General features: G+C 43.7%; 17 protein-coding genes and 1 riboswitch. Of the genes, 6 read left to right on the top strand and 11 right to left on the bottom strand.

The features are described 5' to 3' along the window. The first annotated feature begins 317 nt into the window (after positions 1 to 317). The 5 genes from lpxB to ABZD21_RS11600 all read left to right on the top strand — a co-directional run bounded on the left by lpxB (position 318) and on the right by ABZD21_RS11600 (position 6,999). The gene (gene lpxB / locus ABZD21_RS11620) at positions 318 to 1,442 is read left to right on the top strand and encodes a lipid-A-disaccharide synthase (RefSeq protein ID WP_372775166.1); all 1,125 of its coding nucleotides are present in this window, start codon (positions 318 to 320) and stop codon (positions 1,440 to 1,442) included. Positions 1,443 to 1,643: 201 nt separating this feature from the next. Continuing rightward, on the top strand, positions 1,644 to 4,055 hold the full coding sequence (gldG, locus tag ABZD21_RS11615) for a gliding motility-associated ABC transporter substrate-binding protein GldG (RefSeq protein ID WP_372775165.1): 2,412 nt from the start codon (positions 1,644 to 1,646) through the stop codon (positions 4,053 to 4,055). A gap of 135 nt (positions 4,056 to 4,190) precedes the next feature. Beyond that, a complete protein-coding gene (gene dnaN / locus ABZD21_RS11610; RefSeq protein ID WP_372775164.1) occupies positions 4,191 to 5,321 on the top strand; it encodes a DNA polymerase III subunit beta in 1,131 nt (376 codons plus the stop codon). Positions 5,322 to 5,417: 96 nt separating this feature from the next. After that, positions 5,418 to 6,224, top strand: a complete 807-nt coding sequence (locus ABZD21_RS11605) for an exonuclease domain-containing protein (RefSeq protein ID WP_372775163.1) — start codon at positions 5,418 to 5,420, stop codon at positions 6,222 to 6,224. 160 nt (positions 6,225 to 6,384) lie between these two features. Further along, positions 6,385 to 6,999, top strand: coding sequence for a fumarylacetoacetate hydrolase family protein (locus ABZD21_RS11600; RefSeq protein ID WP_372775162.1), 615 nt, complete (start codon positions 6,385 to 6,387; stop codon positions 6,997 to 6,999). A gap of 159 nt (positions 7,000 to 7,158) precedes the next feature. Here ABZD21_RS11600 and ABZD21_RS11595 read toward each other — a convergent pair whose 3' ends face one another. From ABZD21_RS11595 to ABZD21_RS11560, 8 genes are all read right to left on the bottom strand, one after another. Beyond that, positions 7,159 to 7,728 carry a YceI family protein gene (locus ABZD21_RS11595; protein WP_372775161.1) on the bottom strand — a complete coding sequence of 190 codons (570 nt, stop codon included), beginning with the start codon at positions 7,726 to 7,728 and terminating at the stop codon, positions 7,159 to 7,161. Positions 7,729 to 7,772: 44 nt separating this feature from the next. After that, on the bottom strand, positions 7,773 to 8,489 hold the full coding sequence (locus tag ABZD21_RS11590; protein ID WP_372775160.1) for a pirin family protein: 717 nt from the start codon (positions 8,487 to 8,489) through the stop codon (positions 7,773 to 7,775). A gap of 202 nt (positions 8,490 to 8,691) precedes the next feature. Then, entirely contained in the window at positions 8,692 to 9,573 is an 882-nt protein-coding gene (locus ABZD21_RS11585) for a helix-turn-helix domain-containing protein (RefSeq protein WP_372775158.1), read from the bottom strand. Positions 9,574 to 9,654: 81 nt separating this feature from the next. Continuing rightward, positions 9,655 to 10,587, bottom strand: coding sequence for a molybdenum cofactor synthesis domain-containing protein (locus tag ABZD21_RS11580; RefSeq protein ID WP_372775157.1), 933 nt, complete (start codon positions 10,585 to 10,587; stop codon positions 9,655 to 9,657). Positions 10,588 to 10,602: 15 nt separating this feature from the next. Next, positions 10,603 to 11,055: a cyclic pyranopterin monophosphate synthase MoaC gene (gene moaC / locus ABZD21_RS11575; protein ID WP_372775156.1), complete on the bottom strand. Its 453-nt coding sequence runs from the start codon at positions 11,053 to 11,055 to the stop codon at positions 10,603 to 10,605. A 62-nt stretch (positions 11,056 to 11,117) separates the two neighbouring features. Beyond that, complete coding sequence (locus tag ABZD21_RS11570) at positions 11,118 to 11,915, bottom strand: GTP 3',8-cyclase MoaA (protein ID WP_372775155.1); 798 nt, start codon at positions 11,913 to 11,915, stop codon at positions 11,118 to 11,120. Then, positions 11,899 to 13,089, bottom strand: coding sequence for a gephyrin-like molybdotransferase Glp (gene glp / locus ABZD21_RS11565; protein ID WP_372775154.1), 1,191 nt, complete (start codon positions 13,087 to 13,089; stop codon positions 11,899 to 11,901). Before glp ends, ABZD21_RS11570 begins: the two co-directional genes overlap by 17 nt. Beyond that, the gene (locus ABZD21_RS11560; RefSeq protein ID WP_372775153.1) at positions 13,068 to 13,607 is read right to left on the bottom strand and encodes a hypothetical protein; all 540 of its coding nucleotides are present in this window, start codon (positions 13,605 to 13,607) and stop codon (positions 13,068 to 13,070) included. The genes glp and ABZD21_RS11560 overlap by 22 nt, the downstream gene beginning before the upstream one ends. Positions 13,608 to 13,674: 67 nt before the next feature. After that, positions 13,675 to 13,814, bottom strand: a riboswitch (molybdenum cofactor riboswitch). 547 nt (positions 13,815 to 14,361) lie between these two features. On the opposite strand from ABZD21_RS11560, the gene ABZD21_RS11555 reads away from it, so the two are divergent. Further along, a complete protein-coding gene (locus ABZD21_RS11555; RefSeq protein WP_372775152.1) occupies positions 14,362 to 14,967 on the top strand; it encodes a superoxide dismutase family protein in 606 nt (201 codons plus the stop codon). Positions 14,968 to 15,005: 38 nt separating this feature from the next. On the opposite strand, the gene nadD is transcribed toward ABZD21_RS11555, so the two are convergent. The 3 genes from nadD to ABZD21_RS11540 form a co-directional block, all read right to left on the bottom strand. After that, positions 15,006 to 15,578: a nicotinate (nicotinamide) nucleotide adenylyltransferase gene (gene nadD / locus ABZD21_RS11550; protein ID WP_372775151.1), complete on the bottom strand. Its 573-nt coding sequence runs from the start codon at positions 15,576 to 15,578 to the stop codon at positions 15,006 to 15,008. A gap of 59 nt (positions 15,579 to 15,637) precedes the next feature. Continuing rightward, positions 15,638 to 16,210, bottom strand: coding sequence for a guanylate kinase (gmk, locus tag ABZD21_RS11545; protein WP_372775150.1), 573 nt, complete (start codon positions 16,208 to 16,210; stop codon positions 15,638 to 15,640). Between the two features lie 122 nt (positions 16,211 to 16,332). After that, positions 16,333 to 17,208: a YicC/YloC family endoribonuclease gene (locus ABZD21_RS11540; protein WP_372775149.1), complete on the bottom strand. Its 876-nt coding sequence runs from the start codon at positions 17,206 to 17,208 to the stop codon at positions 16,333 to 16,335. Positions 17,209 to 17,338 lie beyond the last annotated feature (130 nt).

Genomic DNA, 17,338 nt, shown 5'->3' with positions numbered 1-17,338 from the left:
GGCTTGTGTATCCGTTTTCCATCCTTTAGGCAAATTCAACTTTAAAAATTACTTTTGAAGGCTGTTTGCGAAAAACTGAGAAAATAAAACGAAGCACCAAAATCATGTTTCTTGTACCGAGAGGTGATTATTAGTGAGTTCAGGCCTTCAGTGTTTTAGTCTGAAAAAGCAAACCGCTGGTGCGCATACGCCGGAATTTTAATTGAAGAACTAAACCAATGAAACGAACATGTTGCTTCGAACACAAACACCAACTGAAAGTATTTTTCAGCAGCATGTTAGATCCATACGGCCATTAAAAAACAAATTATTTACTTATGAAGTATTTCTTTATTGCCGGTGAAGCTTCGGGCGACCTACATGCCTCAAACCTGATCAGGGAATTGGTGAAAGCTGATCCTTCTGCTGAAATTCAGGGTTTTGGAGGTGAGCTGATGGAGCAGGCCGGAATGAAGCTGATGAAGCACTACAGGGAAATGGCCTTCATGGGCTTTGTACCTGTGCTGTTAAACCTGCAAACGATAAGGCGAAATTTCAAACAGTGCGAAAAGAATTTGAGCGACTTTAACCCGGATGTTCTGATTTTGGTTGACTATCCCGGTTTCAACCTTCGGATGGCAAAATTTGCCAAGTCGTTAGGCCTAAAGGTTTATTATTATATCTCGCCCAAGGTGTGGGCCTGGAAGTCGAGCCGGGTGAAACAAATTAAAGAGTCGGTGGATGAGATGTTTACGATTTTTCCATTTGAAACCGACTTTTATGCCGACCGCGGGTATCGGGTTAATTACGTGGGGAATCCGGTTTTAGATGCGGTTTTGGAAAAACGCACCGATAAATCATTTGATACTTTTTGTGCTGAAAATAATTTGATTGACAAGCCAATTTTGGCTCTGGTGCCTGGCAGCCGGTTGCAGGAAATTAAATCGCTTTTACCCCGAATGCTGAAGGCTGTCAATTCGATTACTTCGCATCAGGTGATTGTTACCGCAGCTCCTAATATTCCCGATCATGTCTACATTGGCCTGGTGAATGGTCATCAGGTGAGTGTTTTACGGGATAAAACCTACGACGTATTGCAAATGGCCGATGCGGCGGTGTTGGCCTCCGGAACTGTGACCCTGGAAACAGCTATTTTGCGCTGCCCGCAGGTGGTGTGCTATCGCATGGCTGGTGGCGCTCTGTTTTTCGCCATCGGTAAATTTGTGTTGAATTTAAAATGGGTGTCGCTGGTGAATATTATTTTGCAGCGTTCGGCTGTAAAGGAATTGTTGCAGCATAATTGTACCCCTGCCAATATTTATAAGGAACTTCGACGAATAATTGAAGAAAAGGCTTATCGCGGTCAGATTTCCGCCAGCTACGACGAGCTGCAGAAGGTTTTGGGAAGCAAGGGAGCATCGGCCAGGGCTGCCCAAATGATTGTAGAAAAGCTTCGGTCGTAAATAAATACCTTTTCGTGTTGGTTACGAAGGTTGTTCTTTTCACACGGTTCAAAACTTGGCTGGCAGAAACGCAATTGCTATTTTCGTGAACTTTAATACTGAGCTGTCAATGTTGTTATTGTCGTCGCTTGCGAATATTAGCCAGAAATTCCGACGTTTTAATGACCCGGCAGCTGATACAAATAAATCAACCTCTGCGATATGTTTAGTTTGTTTCGAAAGGAAATAACCAGCTTTTTTGGTTCGCTAACCGGGTATCTGGTGGCTTTTGTTTTTCTGATTGCCAATGGTTTGTTCCTTTGGGTATTTCCGGGCAACTATAACTTACTCGAAAATGGTTATGCATCTCTTAATCCGTATTTCTCACTAGCTCCCTGGCTGCTGTTGTTTTTGGTTCCGGCGCTGACCATGCGCTTGTTTGCCGAAGAAAAACGACTTGGCACGTTGGAGATCCTCATCACAAGACCGTACTCGTTATTGCAATTGGTTTGGGTGAAATTCCTGGCCGGATTGTCATTGGTTGTTTTGTGCCTGTTGCCAACTCTCGTTTATTTTTATTCAATTTATAGTTTAGGAAACCCTGTGGGTAATTGGGATAGCGGTGCTGCCTGGGGATCGTTTATTGGACTGTTTCTGTTGGCTGCCTTGTATCTCGCATTGGGGATTTTGTCGTCAGCATCGACTGATAATCCGGTTTTTGCATTTATTACCGCGCTGTTCCTGTGTTTCTTTTTCTACTCGGGATTCGACTTTATTGCTGCGATGGATGTCTCAGTAGCGGTCAAATCGTTTTTCCTGAATCTGGGAATCAGCAGTCATTACGATTCAGTCAGCCGTGGCGTTGTTGACTCGCGCGATGTGCTGTATTTCGTGTTGACCAGCGGATTTATGCTGGTTGTAACCAGTTTGCTTCTGCGCCGGAAACAGCAGCGGTTAAAAAAGCAGCTTAAGAAGACAGTTGTGCTGGTGTTGGGCATGCTGTTGCTTTTTGTCGTTGGTTCTTCCGTGTTTTTTCGCATCGACCTAACAACAGAGAAGCGATACAGTTTAGCACCGGTTTCTAAAGAATTGCTATCCAAACTGGATGCGCCAATCAAAGTTGATATTTTTCTGGCTGGTGAGTTGCCGCCGGGTTTCAGACAGTTACAGCAAGCTGTTGAAGAGAAATTGCAGGACATGGATGCCTGGGCTGACTACCGAATTCAATCGGCTCGGAAAGATCCTTACGATATTACAAATGTTGACGAACGAAACCAACTGTTTAATCAGTTGGTGACCTTGGGCATTCAACCAACCGATCTTCGCCAAAACAAAGAAGAAGGAACAGTAACAAAACTGATTTTCCCGGGGGCTGTGCTGCGTTACAACGATCAGCTCATTGGTGTCAATCTTTTAAAGAATAATCAGGCTTTGTCAGCCGAAGAAAACTTGAATAATTCGGTTGAAACCATGGAGTTTGAGTTGATGAATGCCATCCGGCAACTACTTGGCGGACAGAAAGAGGAGATCGCGTTTTTGAGCGGGCAGGGGGAGTTGGATGATGCAGAGACCTGGGACATCCGACAAGCTTTGTCGGAGAACTTTCGTGTTTCCGATCGCAAGGCCGAGGAGTTGTTCCGAACCGACACCTTGCCCAAGGCATTGATCATTGCAGATCCTTCGCAGCAATTTAGTGAACAGTCAAAGTTCTATCTCGATCAGTATTTGATGCGCGGTGGTAACCTCTTGTGGTTGATCGATCCGGTGCAGGTGAGCCTCGATAGTCTGAGTCGCGGTGAAACAACTTTGGCTTTTCCGCGCGATTTGAATCTGATGGATTTGTTGTTTAAATACGGGGTACGCGTAAACCCCGATTTGCTTCAGGATGTAGAGTGCGTACTCATTCCCGTTAATACGTCACCGGTTCAGTCTCAGCCGAAATTTACACCGGCTCCCTGGTATTATTCGCCTATGTTGACGCCTTCCGAAAATCATGTTATTAGTCGTAATTTGAACCGACTGAAAGCGGAGTTTGTCAGCTCTGTTGATACTGTTGGGAGGAATCCGCAGGTTCGAAAATCGGTCATTCTGCATACTTCGCCTTATTCGCGAATTGTAAGAACACCGGAGCAAATCAGTCTGCAAAGCATCAATAACCCTCCCTCACGAAATCTTTTCAGCCAGTCAGAAATTCCGGTGGGAGTCATGCTCGAAGGGACTTTCCCGTCGGTATTTGCCAACCGCATGACGGGGGAATTCAATTCGTTGGGTATTTCTGTCCGGCAGGAATCGAAGCCGGCGAAGATGATTGTTTTGGCCGACGGAAGCCTGATCGCCAACAAAGTGTCGCGCCGGAATTCGGAGGTGAGAACCCAGCCGTTGGGCTACGACGAATACTCGAAACAAACCTTCGGGAATAAAGCTTTTTTGGTGAACGCACTAAACTACCTATGCGACAATTCCGGCATTATGGAGCTGCGCTCGCGGGTATTTAAAATCCGTTTGCTCGATAAGGTGCGGCTGCGCGAAGAAAAAACCTATTGGCAAATCATAAATGTCGCTGGCCCGCTGGTATTTATTGTCGTGTTTGGACTCGCTTTTCACTTCATTCGACGACGGAAATACCGTGGTTAATTACTTTGTATAAATTGTTAATTCAAAATCTCGGGAAACCAATGCAAAGTTTGTATATTCGTGTATTCGCGACGCGGAAAAACCGACTATCCGTGTCTAAAAGAAATAGATAAGTAAAACTAAAAGAGAATATCAATGAAATTTGTTGTTTCCAGTACCGAATTGCTTAGTCACCTGAATGCGATCAGTAAAGTGATTAGTTCGAAGAATACATTACCCATTTTGGATAATTATTTATTTCAGCTGGAAGAGAACCGGCTAACGGTCACTGCTTCTGATTTGGAGTCAACACTGATTACGAGCCTCGAATTAGACAATACGGAAGGAAACGGTGATATTGCTGTTCCGGCGAAATTGCTGAACGATACTCTGAAGGAATTTCCTGATCAGCCGTTAACGTTCAAATTCGATATGGATAATTTTGGTATTGATATTTACTCTGAAAACGGTAAATTCAGTATCGTTGGGCAAGATGGCGACGAATTTCCACAGTTGCCGGAACTGAACGAAGCTGCTGCATCAACCATTCAAGTACCTCACGACGTGTTGCAAACCGGTATTGTTAAAACGTTGTTTGCTACTGCCGACGACGAACTTCGCCCGGTGATGAACGGAATTTTCATGGAATTGGGAAATGACGACCTGACTTTCGTCGCTTCGGACGCGCATAAATTGGTTCGTTACAAGCGCAGTGATGCCAAAGCTGAAGTTGAATCTTCATTTATTCTGCCTAAAAAACCGGCTTCGTTGCTGAAAAACTTATTGGTAAAAGAAGATTACGATGTGAAATTGCAGTTCGACGAAAAGAACGCGTTCTTCACTTTAAGCAACTTTAAGTTGATTTGCCGTTTGGTTGAGGGAAATTACCCGAGTTACAACTCCGTAATTCCGACCAACAATAGCAATAAATTGATTGTTGACCGGTTGGAATTTTATAACACCATTAAACGGGTTTCGGTGTTTGCAAACCAAGCCAGCAACCTGATTAAGTTTCATATTGCCGACAACCAATTGGTGGTTTCAGCACAGGATGTCGATTTCTCAATTTCGGCTGTTGAACGCATGAAATGCCAGTACGAAGGCGATGAAATTGAAATCGGCTTCAAATCTACTTTCTTGTTGGAAATCCTTTCCAACCTGTCTTCGTCAGAAGTTCGGGTTGAATTGTCGGACCCAACACGTGCCGGGCTACTTTTGCCGGCTGAAAAAGACTTTGACGAAGAAGATGTATTGATGCTATTGATGCCAATGATGATCAATGCATAATCAATAAATAAAATATTTTGGAAGCCTAACAAGAGTCATCTTGTTAGGCTTTTTATTCATCAACAGGGCATGGGCCCGAAACTGAAAAGCAATACAATGAAGCTTAATTTAAGAAACCCACTCGTATTTTTGGATCTTGAAACAACTGGTATAAATGTGGCAACCGATCGGATTGTGGAGATCGCACTGGTCAAAGTACATGCTGATGGATCAGAAGAGGTGAAAGAGATGCGGATCAATCCGGAAATGCCGATCCCTGAATTTTCAAGTAAGGTGCATGGAATTTACGATGAGGACGTGAAAGATTGCCCGACCTTTAAAGAAGTGGCAAAGTCGTTGGCAAAGTTTATGGAAGGATGCGATTTGGCGGGCTTCAACTCTAATCGTTTCGATATTCCTTTGTTAGCCGAAGAGTTTTTACGTGTTGGTGTTGATGTGGATTTCAAAAAGCGCAAATTTGTTGATGTGCAGGCTATTTTCCATAAAATGGAGAAAAGAACACTGGCTGCTGCCTATAAGTTTTATTGCCAGCAGGAGCTGGAAGGTGCTCATGGCGCTTTAGCCGATACAAAAGCAACTTACGAGGTGCTGAAGGCGCAACTGGATATGTACCGGGAAACAGAGTTTGAAGACGCTAAAGGTAAAGTTACAAAGCCGATTCAAAATGATATTAACGCGCTGAGTGAGTTTTCGTCGTACGACAGAAATGCCGATTTTGTTGGGCGAATCGTATTTGATGAAAAAGGGGTTGAAGTATTCAATTTTGGTAAAAATAAGGGTGTTCCGGTTGAGCAGGTGCTGCGTGAGCAACCTGGTTATTTCGGTTGGATTATGAATGGCGAGTTTCCACTGTATACCAAAAAAGTGCTGACCGCTATTAAACTCAGGATGAAAGACAACTAGCAAGGCGAGAAGCAAAGATCATGGAATTTGGGACAGCGTTTTATGTCGTCGGATCCATGAATGTTTACGTCAGAAATAGCGATTAAGCAACACTAATTGAAAGGTCCCGGCTGGAGACGATTTTGCTTCCTGGAATTTGAAACCTGAAATTGTATTGATTATGAAAATTATTTGCATTGGCAGAAACTACAGTGAACATGTTCGCGAATTGAAGAATGAAATTCCGTCGGAGCCGGTGATATTTATGAAGCCGGATTCAGCATTATTGCGGAATAACGATCCGTTTTATATCCCATCGTTTAGTCAGGATGTCCATTTTGAGTGTGAGCTGATTGTGCGAATCAACCGACTCGGAAAGAATATTGAACCTCGCTTTGCCAATCGCTACTACGATGCGATTGGTTTAGGGATTGACTTCACAGCCCGCGATCTGCAAAATAAGCTCAAAGACAAAGGTTTGCCCTGGGAAAAAGCGAAAGCTTTCGATCGCTCGGCCGTAATTGGTTCTGACTTTATTCCGGTAAATGAATTGCCGGATGTGAAGGCCATTAAATTCCAGTTGAAAAAAAATGGCGAGCTGGTCCAAAATGGAAACAGCGGGCAAATGTTGTTTCCGATTGATGAGCTGATCAGTCAGGTGTCGAATTATTTCTCGCTCAAAATAGGTGACTTGATTTATACCGGTACTCCTTCAGGTGTTGGTCCGGTGACTATAGGCGATCGCCTTGAAGGCTTTTTAGAAGGCCGTAAAATGTTTGATTTTGAGGTGAAATAGACTCAGCGATAGGATCACAAAAGTGCCGGATTTGAACTTATTATCAGCAGTCCGGGCAATTCATATTCATCTAACGTATTGGGATAATAGAAAGACAAGAGGCGGTCCAATTTTTACATTTTGGACCGCCTCTTCTTGTATTTACGAAGTCGCAGCAGATTATTCAGTCACTAGAGTCACTCCCAATCGGAAGTCGTCATAAATGAATTTATCCCCAAGGTCGTCAAAGAATGATTTCGATCCGTAGCGAACGTCATATTTCGAGCGGTCAACGGTGATATCAGCAGTGTACGTTTTTCCGTCTTTAACCACCTCGAAAGTTACCGGATGTGTAGCGGCTTTAATGGATAGGTTGCCGGTTACAGTCGCTTTGCCTCCGGTAAAAGTGGCTTTTTGGGTAATCACTAATTTGGCCGTTGGGTATGTTTCAACACCGAAGAAATCGTCCGATTTCAGGTGTCCAACCAATTTGCCGTTCCATTCCGGGTCGGTCAGGTCCAGGTTTTTTATCGAGGTCATGTCAACAACAAATTCTCCGGCAGTAATGGCATTGCCATCGATGGTCAACTCACCGCTTTTAACTTGTATCGTACCATTGTGTTCACCACCAACTTTTTTACCCAACCAGGTAATTTCACTTTTCGAGGTATCAACTTTTTGTGTTTGGGCTTGAACTCCCAAGCCAATTGTCAGAGCTATTGCTGCTAATAATACTTTTACTGTTTTCATTTTGCTTCCGTTTTAATAATTAAAATTTGCTTTTTCAATTTTATTTAATTCATCGTCATTGGAACTTCCATCAACAGAAGCTGCGTGTCCTTTTCAACTTCAAATTCAATGGTCGAAATTTCCCAAATCCCAATTCCATCGCGAACGCTTAGTTTATTGCCGGCCACTTCAACCTCACCTTTTAATACAAAAACATACAAACCGCTATCTTGGTTGTGAAACTGATAGTTTAAAGCCTTTTTACGGCTAAAATATCCAAGGTTGAACCAGGCTTTTTGATGGATCCAAACACCCTGGTCGTTGGGATCGGGGGAAAGAATCTGAAAGAAATCGTTTTCCTTTTCCAGATCACGAATCGAAATCTGATCGTATCTAGGTGTCACATTTTTTTTGTTTGGGAAGACCCATATTTGCAGAAATTTTCCGGCAACGTCTTTGTTTTTGTTGTATTCTGAATGAAAAACTCCGGTTCCTGCACTCATTACCTGTACTTCGCCCGACTCAATAACAGCCGTGTTTCCCATGCTGTCTTTATGTTCGAGAGCGCCGGATAGCGGAATAGAGATAATTTCCATATTGTCGTGCGGATGAGTTCCGAACCCTTTTCCTCCGGCAATAGTGTCATCGTTTAATACCCGGAGTGCACCAAACTGAATTCGGTCGGGATTGTAATAATTGGCAAAGCTAAATGTGTGGTAGGAATCAAGCCAACCATGGTTGGCATGTCCTCGTGTGTTTGCTTTATGTAGAGTGGTTTTCATCGCCTTGTCCTTTCTTTTGAGTTAATTTTGCCGTTCAATTTTGGTGTAAATTGATCTTACAAAAATAGCGGACATGGATGTCTTTTAATGTGCGAAAATCGGGTGAGCTGTTGCAAAAATCCGTTCTATTTGACAGAAGTATCCAATCGTAGTTGCTGCGATGTTTTGTTTTGTAGTGTCTTTCCCCTTGATCGTTAGTTGTTTATGTATGTCGGGCTGAGTTCCGAAAATCGAGAGGCGATGTGTTTGTGTACTTTTTAAAGAAGTTGCTGAAATGGGATGGTTCTTCAAACCCGAGTTCAAAGGCGAGCTCTTTATTAGTGATTTCAGTGAAAAGCAAAACACGTTTTGCTTCAACCAGGATGCGGTCGAGAATAAACTCCTTGGCCGATTTGCCGGTGATTGCTTTCACCGATTTATTTAGGTAATCGCTGGTTACCGACAACAGCTCTGCATAGTCGTTTACCTTGTGCAATTCTTTATAATTCAGGTCGATTAACGTTTTGAACTGCCGCAATAAATGATTGCCTGTTTCTACCGTTTGCGGATTTTTTTCTTGTTGTAAATCGCAGTGGTTGTTACTTTGAATGAGAACTAATTTCAATAAGGCACCCAACGCAGCATTTTTGTAGTTCGGATCGAGCTGGCTGTACTGCTCAATTTGGCGAATTAGATCTTTGTAGTGTTGAAAATCTTTTTCAGTTACCGGTAGCGGAGGAGCTTCTCCGTATTTGTTGAAAAGGTATACATCGTTGACCAAGCGATCGGGAATTGCGTTTTGCACCAGGAACAGTTGACTAAAGTTAATCACCCAACCCTGGGGGCGGGTGCTAGCTACAAACTGGTGCACCTGACCGGGATGAATAAAAAACAGACAATGATCAAATAATTCAAACGATTTAAAATCAACGATATGGGAGCCGCTCGCTTTTTCAATCAACAAAATCGTGTAATAGTCGTGTCGATGTGGCGCATCAACTTGTCCGTCAAATGAATCATACAAGTCACCCATGTTTTTTAGGATGAAATCAGTGTTCTGTCCGCTTCTATCTGTTAAGGAGTAGGTTTTAATTTCGGTATGCATTCTTCACAAAATTCAAATTCATGCTTAAGTATGAACAAGAAAGGTCGTTTAAAGTTGAAACGGGCAAACGTGTATAATGGTCTAGTGGCCGTCTATGCCATGTATCATATACAGCGAATGCTCAACCGTTGGAAGAATTTCGTTGCAGTATTCAGTGACTGCCTTTACACTCCCCGGCATCGCATAAACCAGCGTTTGACCGATCAATCCGGCGATGCCCCGGCTTAAAAGCGCTGCCGGTTTTTCCATCCCATATTTTACGCGAATGAGCTCCATGATTCCCGGAATCTCTTTGGTTAATAGTGGACGAAGAGTTTCGGGAGTAATATCCCGCGGTCCGATTCCAGTTCCTCCAGTTGTTATGATGATATCAAGCTTGTCATTAACAGCCTGCTCAACTTTGCTTCTCAGTAAATCGGCGTCGTCAGGAATTAAGTCGTGCGTAAAGCTGACCCGACGATTGATTGATTCGAAATATTTCCCGGCCATATTTTTAATCTGAGGGCCACTTTTATCTGCATATTCGCCACGACTGGCTCTGTCGCTTAAGGTGATGATCTTTAGGTTGATAACCTTAGGTTGATATTTCAAAATATCGTCCGGTTGTAAGTTGCCATGACGGATTACGCGCGCAAAAATTCCTTCTTTAGGCATGACACAATTACCAACCTCGCGAAAAATTGAACAGTTGTCGCCATGGCATTTTTTACCAATTTGAGTGACTTCCAACTCAATTTGTTCGCCAATAAACCGGTCGAGAGGTTTGGCTGTGTGTAGTAGTAAGCCTTCAGTGGTAATATTCTCGGCAAATTCGCCATAAGCGATCTTACGCTTTGCTTCAGCTGAAAATTTATCAATACTTTCCTTGGCCAGTAAGCTAACCTGCCGGTGCCATTTGCCCGAATGGGCATCTCCAACAACTCCAATTTCAGTTAGTTGAATGTGATTTGCCGGTTTCTTTATTGTGCCTTTTTTTTCCGAAATATTGACTGATAAAATTTTAATTTGAGTCATCGTGCCGAATTTAGTTTAGAGGTCGGTTTTTGTTTTTTCAAGTAACCGAACATTGTTGATTACCATGGTTTTGTCTACCGCTTTGCACATGTCGTAAACGGTGAGTAAGGCCACTTGAACGCCAGTCAAAGCTTCCATCTCAACTCCGGTTTGCCCTATGCACCTGGCAGTGCAGCATGCTTTAATTCCTTCAGCCTGCAGTTCGCAATGCACTTCGACCTTGGTTAAAAGCAGGGTGTGGCAAAGCGGAATCAATTCGCTGGCGCGTTTTGCGGCCTGAATACCGGCAATTTCAGCCACAGTAATTACATCTCCTTTTTTGAGCTGGTTTTCGGAGATTAGCTTCCGTGTTTCCGCATTCAGCGAAATAAACCCTTCGGCAGTCGCCGATCGGATTTGTTGGTTTTTATGCCCTACATCAACCATGTTTGCACGGCCTTCGTCATCAATATGGGTTAGTTTCTTCATAAGATATCAATTTTCAGTACGATACTAATTCAGTTTCTGAAAGCTGAGACTCTCCTTATTTCTCATCCTCCAATACTATAGAATTCACCAGATTTGTTGTACGTTCCGATTTTCGGCTTATTGCCAATTGCCAGATCGAGCGCTTTCTCTGCGCCCAGTTCCCGGATGTTGTATGCCAAGTCACTAAACAAACAGGGTTTCACATTTCCGTTAGCTTGTAGTCGAACCCGGTTGCAGCGCTTGCAGTTGCCTCCTTCGCCACCCTCGACCTTTGAAAATTCGCCACTTTGTAAATCCATTTGGTGAATAAAGCGTAACTGCAAATCCTTTTCGGCACAGTATTTTCTTAATTGTTCTATTTCCTTGTCGGGTTCACCCAGCAAAACACAGTTTATTTTTATCGGGTTGAAGCCGACCTTTTGAGCAGCCTCGATTCCATTGAAAACATCTTGAATGTTTCCAGTTCTGGTGATTTTGCAATAACGATCCGGATTGACCGTATCTAAGCTAATGTTCACCCGTTTTAGGCCGGCTGCTTTTAAATCTGCCGCAAATTTTGCCAATAAAATCCCGTTTGTTGTCATCGATAGGTCTTCCAGCCCTTCAATTAGGGCTAACCGGTTTACAAGCTGTACGATGTTTTTTCGAACTAAAGGCTCACCTCCGGTCAGTCTGACTTTGTTGATTCCCCGCGATACAGCCAGTTTGGTGAATTCTTCAATTTCTTCAAACGAGAGTATTTCATCGTGCTCCATTAGTTGAATCCCGGACGCTGGCATACAATAGCTACATCGAAGGTTACAGCGATCAGTAACCGAAATTCGCAAATAGTTGATTGAGCGGTTAAAGCGGTCGTACATAGACTGTTTCTCCTTTTAAAATAGTCCGGACATCTTCCGGGATGACCATGAAGCCGAAGGCGTCGTGGTAGGCGTATATGTGAGCCGAACCGTGATAGCGAACGGTTTCAACCTCATTTTTTTCGTTGATTTTTACAGGCACGAACTCTTGCCGGTCTGCTTTTCGGCGATGGTAGTCGGCAGCCAAAGGAAGTGGCAATTGAACATCGGGTGCCGAATAGTTCATCATTTTCAACAAAAAAGGTTTCACGAATAGTTCAAATTGAATAAACGATGAAACCGGATTGCCGGGCAGTCCGATAATGTATTTGTGATCCTTAACTGCAAATGTGGTATGCTTGCCAGGTTTTACAGCAATTTTATTAAAAAGGATTTCGAAGCCTAATTGCCGGATGATTTTAGGAACATGGTCGAAGTCGCCAACCGAAACACCTCCGGAAACCAGCGTGACAGAATTTTCACTTACAGAACGCTCAATGGTTTCAGATATCGTTTGTTCGTTGTCGGCAACGATGCCGTAATATTTTACCTGGCAATGGCAGGCGTTCGCCTGAATTTGCATTTGGTGGCCGTTTGAATTGCGAATTTGCGATACCTGCGGAAAGACATCCGGTTCAACTAACTCAGAGCCGGTAGAAATAATTCCAACTTTTGGTTGGTGGAAAACCAAGGGTTTTGTACAACCAACCGATGCGAGCATGGCGATATGTTGTGCTTTGAGTGTTGTTCCGGATTTCAGAACCAAATCGCCCTTTTTCAGTTCTTCGCCCAGAAGACAGATATTGCTGCTTGTTTTTGTGCCGGTGAAGCGAACCTGCTGTTTTTCGTTCACCTCGGCGTGTTCGACCATAAAAACGATGTCGGCGCCTTCGGGGACTGCAGCTCCAGTCATTATCTTCGAGCATTGTCCGGCTTCAATCCGAAACTGCGGTGGGCGTCCGGCCGGGATCACTTCAAGAATGGAGAGCCAGCTACCTAAGTCAACTTTGCGGCACGCATAGCCATCCATCGCCGATTTGTTAAATGGCGGCATGTTGATATCGGAATAGACATCTTTGGCCAGAACTCGCCCGGCCGACTCCAGAAAATCAACCTGCTCGGTTGGTAAAACGCGAATCCTTTCATAGGCCAACTTAATGGCGTACTCAAGGCTTATGTTGACATTATTTTCCATTCTGTATCAAAAATTAAATGCTCTGTTGTTGGTGTGAACTCTTGTCCGTTGAACGTGAACAGCACATCTGCCACTTTTTTACTGATTTCAGCTGACGGTTTTTGTTCGTCATTTTCGCGGGTGATAAAAGCGAGCAGCCCGCTACTAACGATGTGATGCATGGCCGCGGATTCGATCAAAATCGGTTGACAAGCTTCAAGATAGGGTAGTAGCGCCACAAAGGCTGTTTGTAGGTGCGAATCGTTAACCTGCAGGTAGAACGAGCGATTTGCTCCGTATTGCAAATAGCGGGAACTGTCTTTCCGGCTCGTGCGGTCTGTTTCTTCAAAGAGCTGGAAATTTGGTTCTTCGGCTAAAACTTTCAACCCCGAAGTTGGGGCATGAAAATGAGGCGAAACTTTTATCGCGATGGGTTTAAAACTGCTGAGTTGCCCGAGAAGTTGGCAAATGAAAGTTGTTTTCCCCGAATTCTGTCCGGAGCCGGCGACCAACAGTATGTTCGACCAAGTTTGTGTCATGCTTAAAACGAAATTCCCGGTTCATAGTTGATGGAAGGGAGGGTTTCAGGCAAATTATACGAATCTGGCTGTGCCGTAGTCTTCTCCTTTCCAAAGTCATCCGGCCACTGCCGGAATCGGGAGGTCAACATGTTTCCGTGTTAACCCATCGGTTCAGTGCGCCTATGCTAAGCACTTAGCCCACTGAACTCGGAGTTGTATACAAATATAGAAATATCTACATCTGTTTGATGTATTGAGCCTAATTTAGAACGAATATAGCAACAGTTCGCAAACAACCGGCCCGGGTACAACATTGTTTTTTTATCCTGTTATTGAGAGAGAAGCTATTTTATCTTATGATTTCTCTGCAAGTCTGGCCTGCAAGTAATTTAATTGTGTCGCTTTTAACAGCTTCTGGCAACAGAATTGTGTGGCTTGTAGGTTCTAAATACGTTGTCTGTATGTGTGTTTAACTTCTACAGGAATGAGCGTAACAAGATGAAAGCTTTGCGTTTTTTTGATCAACTATTTTATAATGCAATTGTTACTTGTAGCATACCACTTATAGGATGTAAGATGGTGTTCTCTTGTGAAGCGACCGGCTTGCGGGTTTTTGGTTTTTAGTCGCTCCGGTTGGTCCGAATGGCTCGTGAACCAAATTGCCTAAAAGAAATTAAGCCATTCATGGGGTTAAAAAAAGAAGGTAATACGGCACTTTTCAGCAGCCGGAAAGCCAAATAAAAGTTATATGTTCTATTTAAATAAGTTAATTATGAATCTTAAGAGAGTCGTAAATTCAGGTTTTTTAGGTCTGGTCGTGTTTTTACTATTTCAGGCTTGTACATCTGGTCCTAAGTCGGATACAGGTCATGAGCACGACATGGTAATGCATGATAAAGTAATGAAGGCTCCGATGGATCACGGAGTTGAAAAGGCCATTTGTGTGCTGCAATCTACCGAGGGGAATTCGGTTTCCGGATCAATTACCTTTACAAAAACAGATAGCGGGATGCTGGTTAAAGGTGAAGTTTCCGGACTCACACCCGGGAAACACGGTTTTCATATCCATGAATTTGGTGACTTAACAGCACCCGATGGAACCTCGGCAGGAGGTCATTTCAACCCAGGGGGGCACGATCACGGAGCACCACATGGCGAAATGCGACATGTGGGCGATTTGGGAAATCTGGAAGCAAACGCCGATGGGATCGCGACCTATGAGGTCACCTATCTCGGAATGATGATGGAAGGGCCGGAATCAATATTGGGGCGCGGAATTATTGTACACGCCGATGAAGATGATTTGGTTTCACAACCAACTGGAGCAGCCGGTGCACGCGTTGCGATGGGAGTAATTGGAGTCGCGAAAAGCGAATAAAATTTGAAGAAAAATGTGGTTGATACCTGACCGGGATGTTACTTGTAGAAATTCATCTCGCTCAGGTATTGCCATGTTTTAGTGGGAACGAAATGGCGAATGTCCCGACCCTCTTTTATCGCGTTTCGAACGAAAGACGCTGAGATCTCCATTAATGGCGCTTCAACCAACTGAACGTTGGGGGATTTCAGCCATTCACTTGATTCGAATCCCGGGCGCGGGTAAACCAGAAGGTGGTAGTTTTCCAACAACTGCTCGTAGTTTTTCCATTTGTGCAGAAACTCCAGGTTGTCGGAACCCATAATAATCGAAAATTCATGTTTCGGGTACTTTTCCCGAAGGTGAGCTAAGGTGTCGATGGTGTAGGATGGTTTTGGCAATCTAAACTCAATTGAATTGGCGGAGAACCGGTAATCATCGTCGATTGCACGCTGTACCAGCTCCAGACGCTGATAGTCATTCAGCAGATGTTTTTTATTCTTGAACGGATTTTGAGGGCTGACGATAAACCAGAGCCGGTCGATGTCGGTATATTCGAGCATGTAATTGGCAATCGCCATATGCCCGATATGGATGGGGTTGAATGTTCCGAAATAGAGTCCGACTTTCATGATTTTAAGTTCCTGATTTCAACTGTCAATATCCGTTGCGTAGCCTTTTGCCCCCGACTTTATTCCTTCCCAATAAAACTGAGCACCAGCTTATCGGCATTCGCTAGTGTCACCGGTAGCTCTTCGCTCACCAGAATCACATCAAAGTTTGGTGCAAAAGTTAGTTCGTGTGCTGCTTTAGCCACCCTTTTTTCAATCACTTCAGGGGCATCGGTCGAACGGCCAACCAACCGGTTTCGCAGTTCTTCAATTGACGGAGGTTGTACAAAAATAGCCAAGGCTTCATCTCCATAGAACTTTTTTATATTGATCCCGCCAACGACATCAACATCAAAAATAACATGTTTCCCCGTTTCCCGAATTCGCTCCACTTCCGATTTCAAGGTTCCGTAACAGGTTCCTTTATAAACTTCTTCCCATTCAAGAAATTCGTCGGCAGCAACTTTTTGGCTAAATTCATCAGGACTCAGGAAATAGTAATCAACGCCATGGGTTTCGGTATGCCGGGGTGCACGACTGGTAGCCGAAATAGAAAATTCTAATCCAAAATCCTGTTGCAATAAATGCTTTACGATTGTGGTCTTGCCTGCTCCTGAAGGAGCTGAAAAAATTATGAGTTTGCCTTTTTGCATAGTTTCAGATACAAAATTCCGGGTTAAACGTTTCGCAAAATAAAACCTTTTGAGAAACGTTCAAGCCGGAGAATGAGAATAAAAAATAATCAAAAATTTTGGTGCCGACAAACGGCGCCCGGTTAAAGTACATTCAGCAACTGCTCCTTAATGCGCTCCAGAGCATCTTTCATTTGTACAACAAAACGTTGAATATTGCTTTCATTGGCCTTGCTGCCAATAGTGTTTATTTCGCGGCCAATTTCCTGAGCGATGAATCCTAGCTTTTTGCCCACATCCTGAGTGCTGTCCAGGGTTTCGAGGAAGTATTCGCAGTGGTTGGTTAAACGAACTTTTTCTTCGTTAATGTCCAGTTTCTCAAGGTAGTAAATCATTTCCTGTTCGAACCGGTTTTTATCCATGTTGCCATTGAGGGCGATTTCATTTAAGTTGTCCTGGATGCGTGTCTTCACGTTTTCGATCCGTTGCCCTTCGAAAGGTTCAATTTGTTTCAGTAGTTGTTGAATGTCGGCAATATTACCACGGATATCACGATCCAAAGCCTGGCCTTCCTGACTCCGGAATTCCAGCAAAGTTGCAATCACATCCTGAATGCGGGCAAGGATGTTTATCCATTCATTTTCGTCCAACTCTTCATACACGGTTTTTACCGTGTCGGGCAAACGCATGATGTTCTGCATGATTTGTTCCGTAACCGGCAGTCCCAGGTTGGTTTGGATTGCACTAAGTTGCTTAAAATACGCTGAAACAATATTTTCGTTGATCGCAGAATTACTTTCTGCCCCCAGATTTTCGATGTACAGAGAAAAGTCGATTTTTCCACGAATCAGCTTTTCCGAAATCTCTTTGCGGATGACCAAATCTTTCTCCCTGTATAGCATAGGAAGGCGAGAGTTGATATCGAGTTGTTTGCTATTAAGCGATTTTAGTTCGAGGGTAATTTTTTTGTTCCCTGTTTCAAATTCGGCTTTTCCGTAGCCGGTCATCGATTTGATCATGTGTGATTATTTAAATGTCCCCAAAGGTACAATTTTTCGGTTTAAAAATTATCGTCAAAACATGCCGGTAGCTAGCTTGCAGGTGTGCAGGCTGAAGACGCTAAAAGGTCTGGTTTTGCTCTTGTTGCTG

It is taken from the genome of Mangrovibacterium sp. (genome assembly GCF_041596335.1).
In the GTDB taxonomy this organism is placed as follows: Bacteria; Bacteroidota; Bacteroidia; order Bacteroidales; family Prolixibacteraceae; genus Mangrovibacterium.
Note: the sequence above shows the minus strand (reverse complement) of the source record. Positions and strands in the feature narration are given on the sequence as shown.